Annotated in this window: 21 protein-coding genes and 3 tRNA genes; 10 read left to right on the plus strand and 14 right to left on the minus strand. The window is 57.0% G+C overall.

Annotated features, from left to right (window positions below):
- Positions 1-23 precede the first annotated feature (23 nt).
- The 10 genes from hemH to lrp all read right to left on the minus strand — a co-directional run bounded on the left by hemH (position 24) and on the right by lrp (position 12,040).
- The gene (gene hemH, locus I6L35_RS18160) at positions 24-998 is read right to left on the minus strand and encodes a ferrochelatase (protein ID WP_076494673.1); all 975 of its coding nucleotides are present in this window, start codon (positions 996-998) and stop codon (positions 24-26) included.
- Positions 999-1,096: 98 nt separating this feature from the next.
- Entirely contained in the window at positions 1,097-1,741 is a 645-nt protein-coding gene (gene adk / locus I6L35_RS18165) for an adenylate kinase (protein ID WP_005337083.1), read from the minus strand.
- A 303-nt stretch (positions 1,742-2,044) separates the two neighbouring features.
- Entirely contained in the window at positions 2,045-2,803 is a 759-nt protein-coding gene (locus I6L35_RS18170) for a tRNA-(ms[2]io[6]A)-hydroxylase (protein WP_216978960.1), read from the minus strand.
- A 205-nt stretch (positions 2,804-3,008) separates the two neighbouring features.
- On the minus strand, positions 3,009-4,529 hold the full coding sequence (gene purF, locus I6L35_RS18175) for an amidophosphoribosyltransferase (protein ID WP_005351229.1): 1,521 nt from the start codon (positions 4,527-4,529) through the stop codon (positions 3,009-3,011).
- A 21-nt stretch (positions 4,530-4,550) separates the two neighbouring features.
- Complete coding sequence (locus I6L35_RS18180; RefSeq protein WP_033115174.1) at positions 4,551-5,039, minus strand: CvpA family protein; 489 nt, start codon at positions 5,037-5,039, stop codon at positions 4,551-4,553.
- Positions 5,040-5,226: 187 nt separating this feature from the next.
- Complete coding sequence (gene serS / locus I6L35_RS18185) at positions 5,227-6,522, minus strand: serine--tRNA ligase (RefSeq protein WP_216978961.1); 1,296 nt, start codon at positions 6,520-6,522, stop codon at positions 5,227-5,229.
- Between the two features lie 287 nt (positions 6,523-6,809).
- Positions 6,810-8,147, minus strand: a complete 1,338-nt coding sequence (locus I6L35_RS18190; protein ID WP_216978962.1) for a replication-associated recombination protein A — start codon at positions 8,145-8,147, stop codon at positions 6,810-6,812.
- On the minus strand, positions 8,147-8,755 hold the full coding sequence (gene lolA / locus I6L35_RS18195; protein ID WP_033115213.1) for an outer membrane lipoprotein chaperone LolA: 609 nt from the start codon (positions 8,753-8,755) through the stop codon (positions 8,147-8,149). Before lolA ends, I6L35_RS18190 begins: the two co-directional genes overlap by 1 nt.
- Before the next feature lie 80 nt (positions 8,756-8,835).
- Positions 8,836-11,346, minus strand: coding sequence for a DNA translocase FtsK (locus I6L35_RS18200; RefSeq protein WP_302056538.1), 2,511 nt, complete (start codon positions 11,344-11,346; stop codon positions 8,836-8,838).
- Positions 11,347-11,548: 202 nt separating this feature from the next.
- A complete protein-coding gene (gene lrp, locus I6L35_RS18205; RefSeq protein ID WP_005300047.1) occupies positions 11,549-12,040 on the minus strand; it encodes a leucine-responsive transcriptional regulator Lrp in 492 nt (163 codons plus the stop codon).
- Positions 12,041-12,190: 150 nt separating this feature from the next.
- Here lrp and ald point away from each other — a divergent pair, with 150 nt between their 5' ends.
- From ald to I6L35_RS18220, 3 genes are all read left to right on the plus strand, one after another.
- Positions 12,191-13,306, plus strand: a complete 1,116-nt coding sequence (gene ald, locus I6L35_RS18210) for an alanine dehydrogenase (RefSeq protein WP_216978964.1) — start codon at positions 12,191-12,193, stop codon at positions 13,304-13,306.
- A 186-nt stretch (positions 13,307-13,492) separates the two neighbouring features.
- Positions 13,493-14,443: a thioredoxin-disulfide reductase gene (gene trxB, locus I6L35_RS18215; RefSeq protein ID WP_005346409.1), complete on the plus strand. Its 951-nt coding sequence runs from the start codon at positions 13,493-13,495 to the stop codon at positions 14,441-14,443.
- A 62-nt stretch (positions 14,444-14,505) separates the two neighbouring features.
- Positions 14,506-15,753 (plus strand): diguanylate cyclase, encoded by a 1,248-nt coding sequence (locus I6L35_RS18220; RefSeq protein ID WP_216978965.1) that lies wholly within the window; start codon positions 14,506-14,508, stop codon positions 15,751-15,753.
- Between the two features lie 107 nt (positions 15,754-15,860).
- Here the strand turns inward: I6L35_RS18220 and I6L35_RS18225 are convergent, their stop codons facing one another.
- The gene (locus I6L35_RS18225; RefSeq protein ID WP_216978966.1) at positions 15,861-16,331 is read right to left on the minus strand and encodes a glycine zipper 2TM domain-containing protein; all 471 of its coding nucleotides are present in this window, start codon (positions 16,329-16,331) and stop codon (positions 15,861-15,863) included.
- Between the two features lie 21 nt (positions 16,332-16,352).
- Between I6L35_RS18225 and aat the strand changes: the two genes are divergently transcribed.
- The 3 genes from aat to infA all read left to right on the plus strand — a co-directional run bounded on the left by aat (position 16,353) and on the right by infA (position 18,060).
- Positions 16,353-17,060 carry a leucyl/phenylalanyl-tRNA--protein transferase gene (gene aat / locus I6L35_RS18230; RefSeq protein WP_216978967.1) on the plus strand — a complete coding sequence of 236 codons (708 nt, stop codon included), beginning with the start codon at positions 16,353-16,355 and terminating at the stop codon, positions 17,058-17,060.
- Positions 17,057-17,773, plus strand: coding sequence for an arginyltransferase (locus tag I6L35_RS18235; RefSeq protein ID WP_216978968.1), 717 nt, complete (start codon positions 17,057-17,059; stop codon positions 17,771-17,773). The genes aat and I6L35_RS18235 overlap by 4 nt, the downstream gene beginning before the upstream one ends.
- Before the next feature lie 68 nt (positions 17,774-17,841).
- Positions 17,842-18,060 (plus strand): translation initiation factor IF-1, encoded by a 219-nt coding sequence (gene infA, locus I6L35_RS18240; RefSeq protein WP_005300033.1) that lies wholly within the window; start codon positions 17,842-17,844, stop codon positions 18,058-18,060.
- Between the two features lie 68 nt (positions 18,061-18,128).
- Here the strand turns inward: infA and clpA are convergent, their stop codons facing one another.
- Entirely contained in the window at positions 18,129-20,384 is a 2,256-nt protein-coding gene (gene clpA, locus I6L35_RS18245) for an ATP-dependent Clp protease ATP-binding subunit ClpA (protein WP_216978969.1), read from the minus strand.
- Between the two features lie 59 nt (positions 20,385-20,443).
- Positions 20,444-20,761, minus strand: a complete 318-nt coding sequence (gene clpS / locus I6L35_RS18250; RefSeq protein WP_005337111.1) for an ATP-dependent Clp protease adapter ClpS — start codon at positions 20,759-20,761, stop codon at positions 20,444-20,446.
- A 229-nt stretch (positions 20,762-20,990) separates the two neighbouring features.
- Here clpS and cspD point away from each other — a divergent pair, with 229 nt between their 5' ends.
- Positions 20,991-21,209: a cold shock-like protein CspD gene (gene cspD, locus I6L35_RS18255; protein WP_005300025.1), complete on the plus strand. Its 219-nt coding sequence runs from the start codon at positions 20,991-20,993 to the stop codon at positions 21,207-21,209.
- Positions 21,210-21,319: 110 nt separating this feature from the next.
- Here the strand turns inward: cspD and folD are convergent, their stop codons facing one another.
- Complete coding sequence (folD, locus tag I6L35_RS18260) at positions 21,320-22,174, minus strand: bifunctional methylenetetrahydrofolate dehydrogenase/methenyltetrahydrofolate cyclohydrolase FolD (RefSeq protein WP_216978970.1); 855 nt, start codon at positions 22,172-22,174, stop codon at positions 21,320-21,322.
- Between the two features lie 213 nt (positions 22,175-22,387).
- On the opposite strand from folD, the gene I6L35_RS18265 reads away from it, so the two are divergent.
- The 3 genes from I6L35_RS18265 (at position 22,388) to I6L35_RS18275 (ending at position 22,706) form a co-directional block, all read left to right on the plus strand.
- Positions 22,388-22,464 (plus strand) — tRNA-Pro (locus I6L35_RS18265).
- 37 nt (positions 22,465-22,501) lie between these two features.
- A tRNA-Arg gene (locus I6L35_RS18270) sits at positions 22,502-22,578 on the plus strand.
- Positions 22,579-22,630: 52 nt separating this feature from the next.
- Positions 22,631-22,706, plus strand: a tRNA-His gene (locus I6L35_RS18275).
- Positions 22,707-22,892: the final 186 nt, after the last annotated feature.

Consider the following 22,892-nt stretch of genomic DNA (forward strand, 5'->3'; position numbering starts at 1 on the left):
TTGTTTGACTGACTGCCGGTCACTCATGCCAATTCGCGGCAGATGAGCGAGACCATCATCCTGATGTGGGCCTGATCGCTGTTGAGGGCCGGAATATATTCAAACCGCTCGCCACCGGCCTCCATGAAGATCTCCCGATTCTGTACCTGAATTTCCTCAAGGGTTTCGAGGCAGTCGGCGGCAAAGGCAGGGCAAATCACATCGAGTCGCTTGACCCCGGCGGCCGGCAGGCCAGCAATGGTCACGTCTGTGTAGGGCTTGAGCCACTCCTCCTTGCCAAAGCGGGACTGGAAGCTGGCCGTCCACTGCCCGGCCTCCAGCCCGAGCGCCTCGGCCAGCAAGCTGGCGGTATGGCGACACTGGTGACCATAGGGGTCCCCTTCGTTCTCGTAGCGCTCGGGAATACCGTGGAACGACATCAGCAGGTGATCACCCTGACCGTGCTGCTCCCAGTGACGGCGCACGCTCATGGCCAGCGCCTGAATGTATTCGGGATGGGCGTGATAATCACGAATAAGCCGCACCACCGGCAGATTGCGTTCTCTCTTCATTGCCTTGCCCCAGGCATCGAAGACCGAGGCAGTGGTACTGACCGAATATTGCGGATAGAGCGGCAACAGGATCACCCGGTTGACCCCTTTGGCCTTGAGCGCCTGCCAGCCATCATTCACTGACGGGGAACCATAGGTCATCGCCAGCTCCACCGGCACCTCGACCCCCTCCCGCTTGAGCTCCTGCTCCAGCGCGGCGCGCTGCTGCTTGCTTATCACCATCAGCGGCGAGCCCTGCTCGGTCCACACCTGCTGATAGAGCTTGGCCACTTTGGGCGAGCGCGTCGGCAAGATGATGAAGTGGAGCAGCGGGCACCAGAGGTAGCGGGGCAGGTCAACCACACGGGGATCGTGCAGGAACTGGCTGAGGAACGCTTTGACGGCAGCGGTGGTCGGTGCGGCTGGGGTACCCAGATTGACCAGCAATATTCCGGTTTTCGTGGTCACGTTGGCTTCCTGTCTATCTGTCATTATGCAAAAAGGGCCCGACAGGGCCCTTCTCTTTATTTATCTGATGGCACGGGAAACAGTGCCGGCAGCAAAGATCAGCCCAGAATGGTGGCAAGCTGCTTGCTGACCAGATCAACCGGCTGGGTGCCGTCGATCTTGACATAACGGGTGTGGCCCGCTTCCGCCTCTTTGCCGTAGAAACCGATCAGCGGCGCAGTCTGCTGATGATATACATCCAGACGCTTGCGTACTGTGGTCTCTTCGTCGTCGGCGCGGATCACCAGATCTTCACCGGTCACGTCATCCTTGCCTTCCACTTTCGGCGGGTTGAACACCACGTGGTAGGTACGGCCGGAGCCGGAGTGAACGCGACGGCCGCTCATGCGCTTGACGATCTCTTCGTCCGGCACATCGAACTCCAGCACGAAATCAACCACGACACCGGCGTCCTTCATGGCTTGCGCCTGGGGAATGGTGCGCGGGAAACCGTCCAACAGGAAGCCTTTGGCGCAGTCCGGCTGAGCGATGCGCTCTTTCACCAGACCGATGATGATGTCGTCAGAGACCAGCTGACCTGCGTCCATCACAGCTTTGGCTTTCAGACCGAGCTCGGTGCCCGCTTTGATCGCCGCACGCAGCATGTCGCCGGTGGAGATCTGGGGAATACCGTGTTTTTCCATGATGAACTGAGCCTGGGTACCTTTGCCGGCGCCCGGAGCCCCCAACAGAACAATGCGCATACACGCTCCTATTGATTGGTTATTCAAATCTTGCGAAGGCAAAAAAGTACACGGTTTCGCCCGTTTCTACAAGGGTGAGCCACCTGAATGAGCACTTTATCACCACAATAACCGGCTGTTCGAACAGGATTTCATCGCAAGGGGAAGACGCAAAAATAGCCAGGGATTCAGCATAGAGCGCCAAAAGCAGGAAGGAGGTACGACAGAAAAAAAGATCCCGGCTCAGGGCCGGGAATTGCGCTCAAAAGTAACTACTTGTCGCTCGTAGTAGGAACAGGGCAATAGTAGTTTGCCCCCTGTACGTCAACAACTGTCAGATGTGACAGGCAGGCCGCTATGGAACCGGAACTGCGGATCCGGTGAGCAGATTAGCTCGGCTTCGAGCTTGCCAAAGAAGGCCACCCGCTCGCTGATATCCTCCCCTGCATACTGTTCGGCCAGGCTCAGATAATCCTGATAGTGGCGCGCCTCGGAGCGCAGCAAAGAGACGTAGAAACGACTCAGCTCTTCGTCCAGATGGGGCGCCAGCTTGGCAAAGCGCTCGCACGAGCGGGCCTCGATGTAGGCGCCGATGATCATCTTGTCGACTATGGTGGCCGGTTCATGGGTGCGCACATGCTGCATCAACTGGCGGGCATAGCGAGAGGCCGTCACCGGCCCGTATTCGATGCCGCGGGCCTGCATGATCTCCAGCACCTGCTCGAAGTGATGCAGCTCCTCCTGAATGAGCCGCACCATGGGAAACAGCAGTGGATTGCGTTCCAGCTCGGCAAAGACGGTGCGATCAGACTCCCCCATGCTGCGTTTGCCTAGGATCTCGGCCTTCTCCGGAATGGCATCCAGCTCGCGATAAAACTCCAGCTTGGGCAGCAGATGGCGCTTGCCCTTGGGCAGGCAGTAGCGGCGCACCAGACTGTGGGCAGTGAGTGCAGCCTTGGTCTCGCAGTTGGCGTGATCGATGAGCAGGGTCGGTAAACGGGCCTGATCCCGCGCCATCTCTACCCACTCATCCGGGGTCTCGCACTGCAAAAACTGGCGCACTGGGGCTAGCAGATCATCCATCTGAACTCTCGTCTCTTAAAAGCGTATAGATCATATATGTTGCCGCCTATGCTAGCGGATCCCGCTGGCCATGCCCATATCCGGCAAGATAAACGGATGTTTTTCAAACAGATACCCCCTACCCCTTCTGCCGGTGCGAGGTAGAAACGACAATGGGGGCCACTGGCCCCCATCTCGCTATCCCATCCGGCAAAACCGCAAACGTTTAACTTCCTTCGTTAAAAATTTCCAGATTGCTGGTGCCTTCCTGCCATTCACGCACCGCTTTGGTGTCATCGTTGCGCAGGGCGTTGAGGTGATCCAGATAGGACTGGTCCACATCGGAGGTGACGTAGTGGCCATTGAACACCGAGGTCTCGAAGTGACGCAGATCCGGGTTGATCTCCCGCACGGCGGCTTCCAGATCTTCCAGATCCTGGAAAATCAGACCGTCAGCGCCAATCAGCTTGCACACCTCTTCCACTTCGCGACCGTGGGCGATCAGCTCGTTGGCGGTGGGCATGTCGATGCCATAGACGTTGGGGAAACGAATTTCCGGCGCCGCCGAGGCGAAGTAGACCTTGGCTGCCCCCGCTTCACGGGCCATCTGGATGATCTGCTCGGACGTGGTACCACGCACGATGGAATCATCCACCAGCAACACCTTCTTGCCCTTGAATTCGGAGCTGATGGCGTTGAGTTTGCGGCGCACCGACTTCTTGCGCTGGGTCTGGCCCGGCATGATGAAGGTACGGCCGATATAGCGGTTCTTCACGAAGCCCTGACGGTATGGCAGATCCAGGGTGTGAGCGATCTCCAGCGCCACGTCACAGGAGGTCTCGGGGATGGGGATAACCACATCGACGTCGAGATCTTCCCACTCGCGGGCAATCTTCTGACCCAGCTTGCGACCCATGTTGAGGCGGGCGGCGTAGACCGAGACCTTGTCGATGCACGAATCGGGACGGGCGAAGTAGACGTATTCGAAGATGCAGGAGCTCATCTGCGGGTTCTCCGCACACTGCTCGGAGAAGAGCTGGCCCTGCTCGGTGATGTAGATGGCTTCACCCGGCGCAATATCCCGCACCGTCTCGAAACCGATGGCGTCGAGCGCCACGCTCTCGGAGGCGAGCATGTACTCCACCTGGCCCTGCTCGTCCTGACGACGACCGAGGATCAGTGGGCGAATGCCGTTGGGATCACGAAAACCGATGAGACCATGGCCAATCACCAGCGAGACCACCGCATATGCACCGCGGATCTGCTGATGGGTTCTGCGCACCGCGGCGAAGATATCTTCGGGGCGCAGGGCCATCTTGTCACATCGATCCAGCTCGTGGGCCAGCACGTTCAGCAACACTTCCGAGTCGGAGGTGGTGTTGATGTGGCGGCGGGCGACCTTGAACTGCTGCTCCTTGAGCTCCTTGGCGTTGGTGAGGTTGCCGTTATGGGCCAGCACCATGCCGTAGGGTGAGTTCACATAAAAAGGTTGGGCTTCAGCGGCACTTGAGCTGCCTGCGGTGGGGTATCTGACATGACCTATGCCGATGTTCCCTTGCAGACGCTGCATGTGGCGCACTTCAAACACGTCCTTCACCAAGCCATTGGCCTTGCGTTGCCGGAAGTTTCCACTATCAATGGTCACGATCCCGGCGGCATCCTGTCCCCTGTGCTGCAACACCGTCAAGGCGTCGTAGAGGGCCTGATTGACGGGGGTGGTGCCAACTATACCGACAATACCACACATGTCTTTGCTACCTCGAAGTCACTATACCTGTTTAAGAAAACTGGATGAGTTCAGCATGAACCCGAAAAACCACTGGATCACCGGCTTGAACTCCGGCACCAGCTTGGATGCCGCCCACCAGTCGCTCTGGGAGAGGCTGGTGAAGGTATCCATGAAAAAAAGCAGGGCACTGACGATCAGTACCCCGCGAATTGCGCCGAAGCAGACTCCAAGCACCCGATCGGTACCGGAGAGCCCCGTCTTGTCCACCAGCAGACCCACCACGTAGTTCACCACGCTGCCCAGGATCAGGGTTGCCACGAACAGGGCCGCGATGGCCAGACCGTTGCGCACCAGCGCATCGGAGAAAGAGGTAAAATAGGCGGCGAGATCAGGATAGAAGTGGCTGGCAATAAAGAAGGCAACGAACCAGGTGACGAGAGACATGGCCTCTTTGACGAAGCCGCGCACCAGGCTGATGAGTGCAGAAAAACCGACGATGCCGATGATGGCGTAATCAATCCAGACCATAGAAAAAGATGTCCTGCGAAATTGCGGCGCAGTCTAACAAAAACGATTGCGCAATGCTTGATAAAATTGTGTTACATGTTCAAAGAGGCGCCGGAAACGCAGATTTATTCACGATAAAAACGGTTGAGCGGCGCCAGAATGCACAACGCCATGGCATGGCCATGGCGTTGTCGTCTGCAACGAGCGCTTACCCGATGTGGGTCAGGCCGCCCATGTAGGATTGCAGCGCAGCCGGGATGGCGATACGGCCATCTGCCTGCTGGTAGTTCTCGATCACGGCGACCAGAGTACGGCCTACAGCCAGACCGGAGCCATTCAGGGTGTGAATGAGCTGCGGCTTGCCATCGACACGCACGCGAGCCTGCATGCGGCGCGCCTGGAAGTCGGTGCAGTTGGAGACGGAAGAGATCTCGCGGTAAGTGTTCTGGGCCGGCAGCCACACTTCCAGATCGTAAGTCTTGGCCGCGCAGAAGCCCATGTCACCGGTAGAGAGCGCCATCACGCGATATGGCAGCTCCAGCAGTTGCAGCACCTTCTCGGCGTGACCCACCATCTCTTCAAGCGCTTCCCAGGATTTCTCCGGGTGAACCAGCTGCACCATTTCTACCTTGTCGAACTGGTGCATACGGATGAGGCCACGGGTATCGCGACCGTAAGAGCCCGCTTCGGAACGGAAGCAGGGGCTGTGAGCGGTCATCTTGATCGGCAGCTCCTGCTCGTCGAAGATCTCGTCGCGCGCCATGTTGGTAAGCGGTACTTCGGAAGTCGGGATCAGGGAGAACTTGCGCACCTTGCCCTCTTCTTCCCCTTCGCCGTCAATACCGGTATTGAACAGATCCTGGGAAAACTTCGGCAGCTGGCCGGTACCGTACAGGCTGTCTGGGTTGACCAGATAAGGTACGTAGCACTCGGTGTAACCGTGTTGCAGGGTGTGCAGATCCAGCATGAACTGGGCCAGGGCGCGGTGCAGACGGGCAATCTGGCCCTTCATCACCACGAAACGGGAACCGGAGAGCTTGACGCCGTTCTTGAAATCGACGCCCTTGGCCGCTTCACCCAGATCGATGTGATCCCGTACCGGGAAGTCGAAGTGACGCGGGGTACCCCAGCGACGCACTTCCACGTTGTCGTTTTCGTCACGACCAACAGGGGTAGTTTCGCTCGGCAGGTTGGGGATGGCATCGGCAATGGTTTTCAGCTGGGCCAGCAGGGCATCCAGCTCAACCTTGCTGGTCTCCAGCTCGTCGTTGATCTTGGTCACTTCAGCCTTGAGCGGGGCAACATCTTCACCGCGACGGGCAGCCTCACCGATGGACTTGGAGCGGGCGTTGCGCTCGGCCTGCAGCTCCTGGGTACGGGACTGCAGATCCTTGCGCTTCTCTTCCAGAGCATTGACAGCCGCTACGTCCAGAACGTAGCCACGTGTCGCCAGACGAGCGGCAGCTTCATCGATGTCGCTGCGCAGATATTTGGGATCCAGCATGGGTTACCTACTTTTTTAATAAGGGATCTGGGCCTGAGTCATCATGACGGGCTAAAAAACAGATCCGGAAGTTAACATCGGTTGGCCCCCGTCGCCTTGAGAGTCAGGCCTTCGAAATCAAGAAGATGGTATCAGGCCGAAACCAACGGGGTCAGAGGGGCAGTGTAGCAGACCGCCCCCCTGCCCGAACAGGGACTATTTGGGTCGTTTTTGCCGACTTGTGGGGTCAAACACCCCAATTATTCCGGTACCTGACCAATTTTCATTCTGCTGACAAACAAGCGGGGCTATCGGCCCCGTTTTTGCGGGCTCTGTCGATCCAGCTCGTGGAGATAATCGAGCTTCTGGCCGATCTGCTTTTCAAGGCCACGATCGGTAGGCTGATAGTACTGCTTGCCGGCAAGCTCGGGCGGGAAATACTCCTCGCCTGCGGCGTAAGCGCCCGGTTCGTCGTGGGCGTAACGATACTCGGCGCCATAGCCCAGATCGCTCATCAGCCGGGTCGGCGCATTGCGCAGGTGCACCGGTACCTCGAAGTCGGGCAGGTTTTTGGCATCATTGAGCGCTGCCTTCCAGGCGGTATAGACCGCATTGCTCTTGGGCGCACAGGCAAGGTAGACGATCGCCTGGGCGATGGCCCGCTCCCCTTCCGCCGGTCCGATGCGGTGGAAACAATCCCAGGCAGATAGCGCCACCTGCATGGCACGCGGATCGGCATTGCCCACATCTTCCGAGGCAATCGCCAGCAAGCGGCGGGCAATATAGAGCGGATCGCAGCCGGCACTCACCATACGGGCATACCAGTAGAGCGCCGCATCCGGCGCCGAGCCGCGAATGGATTTGTGTACTGCCGAGATGAGGTCGTAGAAGTGATCCCCACCCTTGTCGAAGCGGGCCACATGTTCCCCCGCCACGGCGGCAAGCAGCGCGCTGTCGATAAGCTTGTGGCCGCTGCCATCAAGCTCGGCCATGTCAGCCAGCAGCTCCAGATAGTTGAGGGACTTGCGCCCGTCGCCATCTACCGCCTTGGCCAGTGCCTCTTTGACGCCGGGGGCAAAGGCAAGGGCCGGATCATTGAGGCCACGGGGGTCCTGCATCGCCTGATCGATCATGGCGAGGATGTCCTCCTCCTCCAATCGCTTGAGCAGATAGACCCGGGCCCGGGAGAGCAGCGCGTTGTTGAGTTCGAACGAAGGGTTCTCGGTGGTAGCACCGATGAAGGTGATGGTGCCATCTTCGATGTGGGGCAGGAACACATCCTGCTGGCTCTTGTTGAAGCGGTGTACTTCATCCACGAAGAGGATGGTGCGTACTCCGCGCCAGCTGTTCTCTTTGGCCTTGTCGATGGCGGCGCGGATCTCCTTGATGCCGGAGGCCACCGCCGAGAGTCGCTCCACTTCCGCCTGACAGTAGTGAGCCATCAACTCCGCCAAAGTGGTCTTGCCGGTCCCGGGTGGTCCCCACAGGATCATCGAGTGGCAGTGACCGGCCAGGATCGCTTTGCGCAGGGGCTTGTCAGGCCCCAGGATATGCTGCTGACCTATGTACTGGTCGAGATTTTGCGGCCGCATCCGGGCCGCCAGCGGACGAAAGTCCGACGAGAAATCCAGCGAGAGATTGCTCATCAGCGCTGATCATCCAGCTCGACCCCCTTCGGGATCTTGAAGACAAATTCGTTACCCTTGAGCACAGGCTTGCGGTTGAAGTTATTGAGGGTAAATTCGGTCCACTGCCCCTGTGCCTCTTTCACATCGAAGCGGCTGATGTTGTTGTCGCGATCGAAGGTGACGCGGAAGGAGGCGATAAGCTCGCTCGGATCACGGCTGGTGACTGTGTAGACATCACCCTGCTGGGTCACGTCATAGTTCTTCCACAGCTTGTCGTCATTGCCGGTGATGAGCACGAAGGGAGTGTTGAGCACCGCATCCTTCAATTTAAGGGCGGTCACCTGCTCGACGAAGGGGTCATATACCCAGACATCCTTGCCATCGGCCACGATCAGGCTCTCGTCAGGCGCCGTGGTATGCCAGTTGAAATGGTTGGGACGCTGCACCACCAGATCGCCGCTGGCGCGCTGCAGCTCCTTGCCCTTGCTGTCGTAGACAGTCTGGGAGAACTTGGCGGAGAAGAGGCTGACACTAGCCAGCTTCTGCTTGAGATCGCTGGCCGCGTCGGCCCACACCTGGCTGCTGGCAACCAGCAGCATGGATCCGATCAACAGCTGTTTTTTCATCATGCTTTTCATAACGACCATCTCGATAAAAGGCCACGCCCGTGAGGGGCATGGCCAGGATAACAGTAAAAGGGTGGGCCTTAGTCCCGCACCGGCGGCGGAGCCAGCACATCGCGCTGACCGTTGCCACCCGGGGCGCTCACAATGCCCTGATTTTCCATCTGCTCGATGAGACGAGCTGCCCGGTTGTAACCAATCTTGAACTTGCGCTGCACACTGGAGGTCGAGCCACGGCGCGACTCCACCACGAAGGCGACCGCTTCGTCAAACAGGGGGTCGAGCTCTTCATCGTCACTACTGCCATATTCGCCGCTACCACCTTCACCGCCAGATTCGCCCGAAAGGATCTCGTCGATGTAGTTCGGCTCGCCGCGCAGTTTCCAGTCGGCCACCACCTTGTGTACCTCGTGGTCATCGACAAAGGCGCCGTGTACCCGGGTCGGGTTGGAAGTACCGGCCGGCATGTAGAGCATGTCGCCCATGCCGAGCAGAGATTCGGCGCCGCCCTGATCGATGATGGTACGGGAGTCGATCTTGCTCGACACCTGGAACGAGATACGGGTCGGGATGTTGGCCTTGATAAGACCGGTGATGACATCCACCGACGGACGCTGGGTCGCAAGGATAAGGTGAATACCGGCCGCCCGCGCTTTCTGGGCGATACGGGCAATCAGCTCTTCCACCTTCTTGCCGACGATCATCATCATGTCGGCAAACTCGTCCACCACCACCACGATATGGGGCAGCTTCTCCAGCTCAGGCGGCGTCTGATCCATGGAGTCGCCCGGACGCCACAGCGGATCCAGCAGGGGGTCCCCCTCCTCGATGGCCGCCAGTACCTTATCGTTGTAGCCCTTGAGGTTGCGCACCCCGACCGCCGACATCAGTTTGTAGCGACGCTCCATCTCGCCCACACACCAGCGCAGGGCGTTGGCGGCATCCTTCATGTCGGTCACTACCTCGGTCAGGAGGTGCGGGATCCCTTCGTAGACCGACAATTCCAGCATCTTGGGGTCGATCATGATGAAGCGCAGATCGTCCGGCGTCGACTTGTAGAGCATCGAGATGATCATGGTGTTGACCCCTACCGACTTACCGGACCCCGTAGTACCGGCCACCAGCAGGTGCGGCATCTTGGCCAGGTTCACCACCACCGGCTCACCGGCGATGTCCTGACCCAGGCCCATGGTGAGCGGGTTGCGGCTATCGCGGAACGCATCGCAGTCGAGGGTTTCGCGCAGGTAAACGGTCTGGCGCACCCGGTTGGGCAGCTCAATGCCGACATAGGTCTTGCCCGGGATCACCTCGACCACCCGCACGCTGCTGGCCGACAGAGAGCGGGCCAGATCGCGCGAGAGATTGGTGATCTTGCTCGCCTTCATGCCCGGCGCCAGATCAAGCTCGAAACGGGTGATGACAGGGCCCGGATAGACACCGACCACCTTGGCCTGCACGTTGTAGTCGGCAAGTTTGGCTTCCACCAGACGGCCCATACGCTCCAGCTCATCCTTGCTCATCATCTGGGTCTTGGCCGGTGGACGGTCGAGCAGCTCGATACTCGGCAACGGCGGCAGCGTAGATTGTGGACGACGCTTGGGCTTGGTTGGTGCGACGGCTACCGGCGCGGCGACCTCGTCGTCCCCTTCGGCCCAGGGCAGATCCAGATCGTCATCATCATCGGCCACAGCCAGTACCGGCTGACGGCGCCCATTGGCAGCCGCCACCGCACGTTTCGGTTTGGCAGCCGGAGCTGGCTCGTCATCCTCATCATCAAACTGGGGATCGAACTCGAAGGTATCGTCGTCGAGTTCGGGCAGCCACTCTTCGGCGGCAGCCTTCTGGTTCTTGGCCTTGGGCTTGCGAGTCCAGCTGGTGTGCGGCTCATCTTCCTCATCATCAAACGCGATGGCCCCTACCCCGCCTTCCAGCAAGGGATCCGGCCCCTCGTTGCGGGGTTGACGCCAGCCACCGGTGAGCCAGCGGCCTAGGGTGGTCGGGAAGTGGTAAACAGCGCTGACCGAACCGGTACAGGCCGCGCCGATCTGCTCCACGATGGTGAGCCAGGACCAGCCGGTAAACAGGGTGATGCCGGTTGCCACGAAGCAGAGCAGCATCAGGTTGGCCCCGACGCCGCCAAACAGCGGCACCACTGCAGAAGCGATCACATCCCCCACCAGACCTCCGGCGGAGAAGTTCTGCATATCGTTGAAGTTCATGCTGGCAATGGCCGACATGCCGAGCACGGTCAGGATAAAGCCAATGATCCGTACCCCCAGGGTGAGGTAATCCACATCAAGCAGGCGGCTCGGGCGCCAGAAGAGGCTCCAGCCCAGCAGAACCACCAGTGGTGGAACCAGATAGGAGAAGGCACCAAAGGTAAACATAGTGATATCGGCGAGCCAGGCCCCGGCACTACCGGCGAGGTTCTTGACCTCCCCTTGCCAGGAGGTCTGGGACCAGCCGGGATCGGCGGGATGATAGGACAACAGGGCGAGCAGAAGATAAGCAGCCATCAGGGTGATGGCGATCAAGACGGCTTCGAAGATCCGTTGTATACCTGATAAAGGAGTAAACAGCTTTTTATCGGCCAAACTCCGGCTCCTTTCTGAAAACATGTAATGCAGGAAAATAGGGGGCCCAGTATCCCTGAAAAGCCCATCGATTGTCAGCCTGTGTCTGCTGGGGCGGGGCCAAATTTGCACTCTTCTTTACAAGAAGAAACGAGCGGACTGGCCGCTCGTTTCTGACAGTCATGGTGTCTCGTATGGAAAAGATACCACGGCATAATCTGCGTTATCGGGTACTGATCACCAGACGGCTGCTCTGCTTGACCTCTTCCATCACCACGTAGGTGCGGGTGTCATTCACCCCAGGCAGACGCAACAGGGTCTCCCCCAGCAAGCGACGATAAGCTGACATGTCGCTTACCCGGGTCTTGAGCAGATAGTCAAAATCACCCGAGACCAGATGGCACTCCTGGATCTCTTCGAGCACCTGAACAGCCTTGTTGAACTGTTCAAACACATCGGGAGCACCGCGGTTGAGGGTAATTTCTACAAAAACCAGCAGCGACGCATCCAGATAATGAGGGTTCAGAATCGCAGCATACCCTTCGATATACCCTTGTCGCTCGAGGCGACGAACCCGTTCCAGACACGGTGTGGGACTCAGGCCAACTCGTTTGGACAACTCAACATTCGAGATCCTGCCATCCTTTTGCAGTTCATTGAGAATGTTGCGGTCAATCCTGTCCAAATCCTTTAGCCGACTCTTAGCTTCCATCATTTAATTCCATCCTTTGGCTATTTTTTGGTAAGAATCACCATTCATTTTATAATTATGGTCACAAATCCTGTCAATACCTGAATATACTAGGCGCAAATGTCGGTTAACATTTTAGCAACATAAACCACCAATCGATAGACGAGGGATAGCATGATTATCGGTGTACCTAAAGAGATAAAAAACCATGAGTATCGCGTAGGCATGGTTCCGGCCAGTGTACGTGAACTGACAGCACGAAACCATACTGTTTTCGTCCAAAGCGGTGCCGGAAACGGCATTGGCTTTAGCGATGCAGATTATACCGCTGCCGGAGCCGAAATTTTGGCCTCTGCAGCAGAGGTTTTCGCCAAAGCCGAGATGATCGTCAAGGTCAAGGAGCCTCAGCCTGTTGAGTGTGCCATGTTGCGTCCGGGTCAAACCCTGTTCACCTATCTGCATCTGGCGCCAGATTTGCCCCAGACCGAAGCCCTGCTGAAAAGCGGTGCCATCTGCATCGCCTATGAGACCGTCACCGACGGCCGTGGTGGCCTCCCCCTGCTGGCTCCCATGTCAGAAGTGGCCGGACGCATGTCTATTCAGGCGGGTGCCCAGGCGCTTGAAAAATCGCGTGGCGGGAGTGGGGTGTTGCTCGGCGGGGTACCCGGTGTCGAACCGGCCAAGGTGGTGATCATCGGCGGTGGCGTAGTAGGCTCTAATGCAGCGCGCATGGCCATCGGTATGCGCGCAGATGTGACCATCCTCGACAACAACGTCGATACCCTGCGTCGCCTTGATAACGAGTTTCAGGGGGCCGCCAAGGTGGTCTACTCCAATAGCGAAACACTGGAACGCCATCTGCTAGCGGCCGATCTGGTCATCGGTGGCGTGCTGGTACCGGGTGCCACTGCGCCAAAACTTGTCAGCCGTGACCACATTGCGCGCATGAAGCCGGGTTCTGCCATTGTCGATGTGGCCATCGATCAGGGTGGCTGTGTGGAAACCTCCCACGCCACCACCCATGAAGATCCGACATTTATCGTCGATGAGGTAGTGCACTACTGCGTTGCCAACATGCCGGGGGCCGTTGCCCGCACCTCGACCGTGGCGCTCAACAATGCCACCCTCCCCTTTATCATCAAGCTGGCCCAGCAAGGGTATCGCCAGGCACTGCTGAGCGATCCCCACCTGTTGCACGGGCTCAACGTGATGGAGGGCAAGCTCACCTGCAAAGAAGTGGCCGTGGCACATGACCTTGCCTACACGGATCCCCTGACCCTGCTGAACTGATCTGCGCTGGCCTGCGCCAACTGAAGATGAGTGAAAATCCGCCCGCGATGGGCGGTTTTTTTTATCCCTTTATTTTGCATGTCACCCCTTGTGAACACGATTAGTGCAATCGACTCACCAGCCTTTGACCCCGGATCACGAATTACCTACAATCGCGCAAACTCATCACATCCCGGAAATGACATCATGAGCCAAGTCACTCACAGCAAATTGCTGATCTTAGGGTCAGGCCCGGCCGGTTACACCGCGGCCGTCTACGCCGCCCGCGCCAACCTCAATCCCCTGCTCATCACCGGCATGCAGCAAGGGGGTCAGCTGACCACCACTACCGAAGTGGAGAACTGGCCGGGTGATCCGGAAGGTCTGACCGGCCCAGCGCTGATGGAACGCATGAAAGCCCATGCAGAGAAGTTCGATACCCGCATCCTGTTTGATCATATCAACAGTGTCGAACTGACACAGCGCCCGTTCCGCCTCAAGGGCGACAACGGCGAATACACCTGCGATGCCCTGATCATCGCGACCGGCGCCTCCGCCAAGTATCTGGGCCTGCCCTCCGAAGAGGCCTTCAAGGGTCGCGGCGTCTCCGCCTGTGCCACCTGTGACGGTTTCTTCTACCGCAATCAGGAAGTGGCCGTGATCGGCGGCGGCAACACCGCCGTGGAAGAAGCCTTGTATCTGGCCAACATCGCCAAAAAGGTGCACCTCATCCACCGCCGCGACGAGTTTCGTGCAGAGAAGATACTGATCAAGCGTCTGCACGACAAGGTCGAAAGCGGCAACATCGTGCTGCACACCCACCAGACTCTGGACGAAGTGCTGGGCGATCAGATGGGGGTCACTGGTGTGCGCCTGCGCAACACCCAGGACAACAGCACCAGCGAGCTACCGCTGATGGGCGTCTTCATTGCCATCGGCCATCAGCCCAATACCCAGATCTTCGATGGCCAGCTGGAGATGCAAAACGGCTATCTGAAGGTACGTGGCGGTCTCGACGGTTTTGCCACCCAGACCAGTATTGAAGGTGTCTTCGCTGCCGGCGACGTGGCCGACCACAACTACCGTCAGGCGATCACCTCGGCCGGTACCGGCTGCATGGCAGCCCTCGATGCCGAACGCTACCTCGACGCGCAATAAACAAGCGCAGTTGTGATATAAGGCATACCAGTCGGTATGCCTTTTTTCATTTAAGGAGTCTAATGAAACAGAAGATATTGATTGTCGAAGATAGCCTGACCATTCGGCGTATGCTGACTCAGGCCATTGCCCAGCAAACTGGCCTCGAGATTGACGCCTTCGATACCCTGGAAGGCGCCCGTCACTGTCAGGGCGAGGAGTATGTGGTCGCGCTGGTGGACTTGACCTTGCCGGATGCGCCCCGTGGAGAAGCGGTCAACGAGCTGCTGGCTCGCGGATTGCCGGTTGTGATCCTCACTGCCGACATCAGTGAGGATAAACGTGCCGCCTGGCTGGAAACCGGCGTGCTGGACTATGTGATGAAGGATTCACGCCACTCGCTGCAATATGCCGTCAGTCTGGTGCACCGTCTCTATCTCAACCAGTCCATCGAAGTGCTGGTGGTCGATGATTCACGCACCTCCCGTCACCGCACCATGGCTCAGTTGCGCAAACAGCTGTTGCAGGTGCATGAGGCAAGTCATGCCAGTGAAGCGATGGCGATACTGGAGCAACACCCGGGCATCCGGCTGGCACTGGTCGACTACTACATGCCGGATATTGATGGCATCAGTCTGGTGCGCATGCTGAGAGAGCGTTACAGCAAGCAGCAGCTGGCGATTATCGGGATCTCGGTCTCGGACAAACGCGGTCTCTCTGCTCGCTACCTCAAGCAGGGCGCCAACGACTTTCTCAACCAGCCTTTCGAGCCGGAAGAGCTGCAGTGTCGGGTCAGCCACAATCTGGAGGCGCTCGAGCAGTTCAACAGCATTCAGGAGTCAGCCAATCGTGACTATCTGACCGGTCTTTACAACCGTCGCTACTGGTTCAATGAAGGGCAAAAATGGTTTGAAGAACATCTGCATCAGCAGACGCCTCTCGCACTCTGTGTGCTCGATGTGGATCACTTCAAGCAGGTCAACGATCACTGGGGCCATGCCATCGGCGATCAGCTGCTCTGCCATCTGACCCGCCAGCTGACCCAGTTCTTCCCCGATGCCATGATCGCACGGTTTGGCGGAGAGGAATTTGCCATGATGGTACCCCACTGTACCGTCCCCGTGTTGATCAAGCGTCTTGAAGGGCTGCGTCAGCAGCTGCGCCAGCAACCCTTGTCACCGGAAACTCCGCTCTTCGTTCGCGCCAGTTACGGCGTGATCAGCGTCGGGCGGATATCCATGGACGAGGCGCTGAGCGTAGCGGATCGGCTGCTCTATCAGGCAAAGAACACCGGTCGCGACAAGATAGTCTCTCAAGAGACAGCTATCTGAATCCTCAGGGCATCAGTCCCGTGTATTACCGCCCGACAGACTTTCCAGCAAGAGAGTCTGCGGGTTTCTTTCCTGCCACAATCCCCCATCATCATGACTATCGAAAGTCAGTAAGTCTTGTCGACCCGCACCCCATCATCGAAATAGAGAATGCGCACCTTGTCCCCATTGGCAAAGACCATGGCGGGATCATAATCCTGGATCACGTTGATAAGGGCATTTTGCTCGTTGCGAATAAGCAGCTCCACCAGCTTGTTCTCCACTACCGTGTCGCCTGACTGATACTGCTGCGCCGCAGCGGCCCCGGCAAGCGCCCCAACGGCGGTGGCTATTTCACGGCCATGGCCGCCACCAAACTGGTTGCCAAGCAAACCGCCCAACACTGCACCACCCAGCGTCTTCCAGCCGGAATGCTCCGACTCCAGGATCTGGCGCTGGGTAATATTGCGCACCGTTTCGACCTGGCCAAACACCACCTGATTGACCGGGCGAGCAGTGTTGCGCTGGTAAACCTCGGCCCCGGCGGGCACAGTGACAAAGCAGAGCAAGCTGGATACTATCAGGATAATGGCCTTCATCTACGAACCTCGTTGCCTTATATGTCTCGCTATCTCACTCAACTGGATGATGAGCGCTGCTGGTTTCCCGACCCCTCGCATGCCCTGGAAGAGCCCAACGGGCTGCTGGCGATCGGCGGGGATCTCTCCCCTGCCAGATTGCTGGCAGCTTACCACAAGGGGATCTTCCCGTGGAACGAACCCCACCAGCCGACCCTGTGGTGGTCACCTGACCCGCGCGGTGTAATCCGCCCCGATCAGCTGCATGTGGGGCGCACCTTGCAGAAGATTATCCGCCGTATCCCATTCGATATTTCCGTCAATCGCGCCTTTAATGAAGTCATTACCGCCTGCGCCGCCCCTCGTCGCACTGCCGATGGCACCTGGATCAGCCAACCCATGATCGAGGCCTACCAGCAGTTGCACCGGCTGGGTCATGCTCACTCTATCGAGATCTGGCAGGAGGGAGAGCTGCAAGCGGGACTATATGGCCTCTCTATCGGCCGACTGTTTTGCGGTGAATCCATGTTCAGCCGCATCGATAACGGTGCCAAACTGGCCATGGTTGCGCTCTGTCGCCACTTTGCCCGGCACGGAGGTGCTCTTGTCGATTGCCAGATGCAGAATCCGTTTCTGGCCACGCTGGGCATTGAGGAGTGGCCAAGAGCGCGCTTTCTGGCCGAACTGGCGCAACTGAGCCGCCAATCGCTATTGGATTCATGCTGGCAAGAGGGAGAGATCCGCTTATGACCGAAGAAGTGATCCTCAAGGTTGGGCTAACCCCCAAGCATCCCTGCAGTTATCTGGATCATGAGCAGGAGCAGTTGCTGGTTCTGATGGATCACAACCTGCTCAATGCCCACGGTTACGAACGCCTGCTGACCGCCGGATTTCGCCGCAGTGGCAACGACATTTATCGTCCCCACTGCCCCGCCTGTCATGCCTGTCAATCCCTGCGCATTCACAGCGAACACTTCAAACCTAGCCGGGGACAAAAACGCATCCGCCAGCTCAATAGGGATATCGACATCGTCCTGAGCTACGATGACAAGCCCGAATATTATGCGTTGTATGAACGCTATATTCGCGAGCGTCATCAGGATGGCAGCATGTATCCCCCCAACCGCAGCCAGTATCGCGGGTTTCTCCATTGTGACTGGATGCCGCCGCTCTATCTGGAGATGCGCAAAGAGGGTCGACTTATCGGGGTGGCCACCACAGACCTGCTACCCCACTCACTCAGCGCCATGTATACCTTTTTTGACCCCGATTATGCCGACCGCTCTCTGGGGACCTTTGCCATATTGAGCCAACTTGATCTGGCCAGGCGTACCGGACGAAGCTGGCTCTATCTCGGCTATCTGGTAGAGGAGTGCCGCAAGATGAATTACAAGCGCAATTACCTCCCTCACGAGGTTCTCATCCATGGAGAATGGAAAAATATCGATAGCAAGCCCGAGTAAACTTTACACATAGCCTTAAATCCGGCATGATCCAGCGGTTTTTTGTTGTGGCTTATCAAGAGGATTCAATGGCTAAAGAAGACAGTATTGAGATGCAGGGCACTATTCTCGAAACCCTGCCCAATACCATGTTCCGTGTGGAACTGGAGAATGGTCACGTGGTTATCGCTCATATTTCAGGCAAGATGCGCAAAAACTACATTCGTATCCTGACTGGAGACAAAGTAACGGTAGCACTGACTCCCTACGATCTCTCCAAGGGACGTATTGTTTTCCGCTCTCGCTAAGCCAGGAATTCAGCAAAAAACCCCAACCTTTCGGTTGGGGTTTTTTGTCGTTTTCTGATCGCTGACGCTTAGTGGGAAACAGCTTCAACATTGACCTGAAAATCAAAGCTGAGGCTGTCATTTACCAACTCAACCTTCACAATTCCCCCGTCAACCAGTGAACCGAACAGGATCTCGTTGGCCAGGGGTTTCTTGAGGTGCTCCTGGATCACCCGACCCATCGGTCTGGCGCCCATGGCTCTGTCATATCCCTTCTCTGCCAACCAGTGGCGAGCACGCTCGGACACCTCGAGAGAAACCCCTTTAGCATCCAGTTGAACCTGCAACTCGACAATGAACTTGTCGACAACCTGATGGATAACCGTCATATCGAGATGGTTGAACCAGATGGTGTGATCAAGCCTGTTACGAAACTCCGGGCTGAAGGTCTTGTTGATCACCGCCATGGCATCGTGGCTCAAATCCTGTTGCTGGAAGCCAATCGATTTACGCTGGGTCTCCTGCACACCGGCGTTGGTAGTCATCACCAAGATGACGTTACGGAAATCCGCCTTGCGCCCGTTGTTATCGGTCAAGGTACCGTTGTCCATCACCTGCAACAGCAGGTTGAACACATCCGGATGTGCCTTCTCAATCTCGTCGAGCAACACCACCGAATGAGGATGCTTGATCACCGAATCAGTCAGCAAACCGCCCTGTTCAAAGCCAACATAACCGGGAGGTGCCCCGATCAGGCGAGAAACGGTGTGGCGTTCCATGTACTCGGACATATCAAAGCGCAACACCTCGACTCCCAACGCCTTGCCGAGCTGTTGAGTAACCTCGGTCTTGCCCACCCCGGTCGGGCCGGCGAAGAGGAAACAACCTACCGGGCGACGCTCGTTACCTAAACCTGAGCGCGAGAGGCGAATAGCATCCGTCAGCACCTCAATGGCCTTGTCCTGACCAAAGACCACCATCTTGAGGTTGCGCTCCAGATTCTTAAGCACCTCTTTATCGGAGGAGGAGACCGATTTTTCCGGAATACGGGCAATCTTGGCAACGATGGTTTCTATCTCCTGCACATTGATCACTTTCTTGCGCTTGCTCGCCGGCAACAATCGCTGGCCAGCCCCTGCCTCATCAATCACATCAATCGCCTTATCTGGCAAGTGACGATCGTTGATGTACTTGGCGGATAACTCCACCGCGGCACGGATTGCCTTGACGGTGTAACGTACTCCATGGTGAGCCTCGTAGCGGCTCTTGAGCCCCATCAGGATACGGGTCGTGTCATCGATAGTTGGCTCGACAATATCGATCTTCTGGAAGCGACGGGCTAGTGCACGGTCTTTCTCGAAAATCTGTGCGTACTCCTGATAGGTAGTGGAGCCGACACAGCGGAGCAAACCATTGGAGAGCAGCGGCTTGATCAGGTTGGCCGCATCCAGCTGACCACCGGAAGCAGCACCGGCACCGATGATGGTATGGATCTCGTCGATAAAGAGGATCGCCCCTTCCTGACGCTCAATCTGCTTGAGCAGAACCTTGAGGCGCTTCTCGAAATCACCACGGTATTTGGTGCCCGCCAGCAGAGAACCCATATCCAGCGAATAGATGGTACTGCCCGCAATCACCTCGGGGACATCACCCTTGACGATGCGATAGGCCAGCCCTTCGGCAATGGCGGTTTTCCCCACGCCCGCTTCGCCCACCAGCAACGGGTTGTTCTTGCGACGGCGGCAGAGCACCTGAATGGTACGATTGAGCTCCTGATCACGGCCGATGAGCGGATCGATACGCCCTTCCAGCACCAGCTGGTTCAGGTTGGTGGCAAAGCTCTCAATCTGTGCGGCCGAGACATCATCATCAGACTCGGGATTGTTATTGCTGCCGAGATCAGGCTTGCTGTCCTTGCGCACTCCGTGGGAGAGGAAATTGACGACGTCGAGACGGCTGATCTCGGCTTTTTTCAGGAAATAGGCAGCTTGTGACTCCTGCTCACTGAAGATAGCGACCAGCACGTTGGCGCCGCTGACTTCGGTATTGCCGGAGGATTGCACATGGAAGACGGCACGCTGCAACACGCGCTGGAAGCCCAGTGTCGGCTGGGTTTCACGATCTTCATCATCGCGCGGTATGAGCGGAGTAGTTTGGGTGATGAATGCGCGGATCTCCTTGCGCATCTGCTCGACATCGGCACCACAGGAGCTCAGCGCCTCATGGGCTGAACTGTTATCCAGAAGGGCTAACAACAGGTGCTCGACGGTCATGAATTCGTGGCGCTCGTCACGGGCCAGTTTGAAAGCCTCGTTCAGCGTCTTTTCCAGATCTTTATTCAACATAGGCACCTCCCCTAGTACAGCTACAATGTGGTGTCACACTCGCCATCAAGTCATCAGATTCAAGCCTTTTCCATAGTACAGAGCAGTGGATGTTCGTTGTTACGTGCATAGGTGTTGACTTGGACAACCTTGGTTTCGGCGATCTCTGCGGTAAACATGCCGCAGACACCCTTACCACTATAATGCACACTCAGCATGACCTGAGTCGCCTTGTCCAAATCCATACCAAAGAACTTTTGCAGCACCTCCACCACAAACTCCATAGGCGTGTAGTCATCATTGTTCAACACAACTTTATACATGGGTGGCGGCTGCAGCTTTGTTTTCTCTGCTTCTGCAATCTCTTCATTAGCAAAGAGTTCTTTCTGCTTGCTCATAATCGCGCTTTGGTACCTCTAGATTACTACCGTCTAACACAAGGTTGTCAATAGACTTGTTAACCAGATCACATCAGCTGTTAACAACTTCTTGACTCGCTCAAAAGTTAGACTAGATTGGTTACTTGCTAATCTGTGCCCGTCTGCTATGGGCTCTTGTCCCTAGTTATAAAGGGCTGGCGCAGGTTACTCAACGACTTCTGGGTAATCAATAAAAGGATGTAGAAGTATGGCAACCGGAACAGTTAAGTGGTTTAACAACGCAAAAGGATTTGGGTTTATCTGTCCGGAAGGGGGCGGTGAGGATATCTTCGCTCACTACTCCACGATTCAAATGGAGGGCTACAAGACCCTGAAAGCGGGTCAGGCCGTCAATTTTGAACTGCAACAGGGGCCGAAAGGAAATCACGCCTCTGTAATTGTGCCAAACGAAGCACAAAATATGTAAATAACACCCGTTGGATAAATAAAAAACCGGTTCCTCTCTGAGCAACCGGTTTTTTATTTTCATTTATGTGACTCGCCTGGCATTAGCCACGCACGCACCATTGTCACGCTTTAGTCATGGTACTCATTACAGGCTATCAGAGTATTTTCCATCAGACTGGCCACCGTCATGGGGCCAACACCACCGGGAACCGGGGTGATGAATGAAGCATGACTGCGCGCCGTTTCAAACTCCACGTCCCCGGCCAGCGAACCATCCGCCAGACGGTTTATACCCACATCGATAACCAGCGCCCCCGGCTTGATCCACTCTCCGGGAATAAAATTGGGTTTGCCGACCGCCACTACCAGCAAATCTGCACGGCGAACCTGATCCTCCAGATCCCGGGTAAAACGGTGACAGGTCGTGGTCGTGCAGCCGGCCAACAGCAATTCGAGGGTCATGGGACGCCCGACGATATTGGAAGCACCGACCACAACGGCGTGCAAACCATGGGTTTTAACACCCGTAGTCTCAATCAGCGTCATGATCCCTTTCGGGGTGCAGGGACGCAGCGCCGGAATACGTTGGGCCAGACGGCCGACGTTATACGGGTGGAATCCATCTACATCCTTGTCAGGCTGGATCCGCTCCAACACCTGAGTGGTATCAAAGTGATCCGGCAACGGCAGCTGAACCAGAATGCCATCTACGTGGCTATCCGCATTCAACTGGTCGATCAGCGCCAGCAGCTCTTCCTGACTGGCGGTTGCACTCAGATCATAGGAGCGGGAGAGAAAACCCACCTCCTCGCACGCCCGACGTTTGCTGCCGACATAAACCTGAGAGGCGGGATCCGCCCCCACCAGAATGACTGCCAGCCCTGGAGCCCGTTTCCCTGCCGCCAACCGCTGTTGGACTTGCGCCGCGACCTGGCTGCGAATCGTTTGCGCAACCTGTTTTCCATCTATGATTTTGGCAGACATCGTTCTCCACTCACCATGTGTTCAACTGCCGCGCATTGTCGCATTTTTTTAGCCGGGATGTTAGCGGCAGACGCACGCCATACCTGTAGCGGGCAATAAGTAGGCACTTGAATTTACTGGGGGAAAAAGTCGTTGACGCTGGCCCTTACGCTTGGCTATGATGCCCGCCCGTTGCCCAGTACGACTCATGTCGATATGCTGGTCAGGGATTTTCGGTGATTAGCGCAGTCCGGTAGCGCATCTGGTTTGGGACCAGAGGGTCAAAGGTTCGAATCCTTTATCACCGACCATGTTCATCGACTTGTCGTCAAGACGCGTTGATACAGAGCGCCCTTAGCTCAGTCGGATAGAGCAACGGCCTTCTAAGCCGTGGGTCGCAGGTTCGAATCCTGCAGGGCGCGCCATTAATGCTCCCCTTTCCTTCTGGATTGGCGAGTGTTGATGAAAATTTCAGTGGTGGCTGTAGCTCAGTTGGTAGAGTCCCGGATTGTGATTCCGGTTGTCGTGGGTTCGAGCCCCATCAGCCACCCCATTATTCCGTCGTTTGGCACAACGTTGCCAATACGGCAAGATACAAGCCTTATGGCTTGTCAAGAAACCGGCCTAGGCCGGTTTTTTTGTTTCTGCAGCGCCATTTTCTACGCTTATATCCCCGCATGTCTCATCGCACTGCGCCCTGAGTGGCTGAGATGCTAATGGCCCAGAGCATCATCATTGC

It is taken from the genome of Aeromonas sp. FDAARGOS 1405, assembly GCF_019048265.1.
Lineage (GTDB): Bacteria > Pseudomonadota > Gammaproteobacteria > Enterobacterales > Aeromonadaceae > Aeromonas > Aeromonas veronii_A.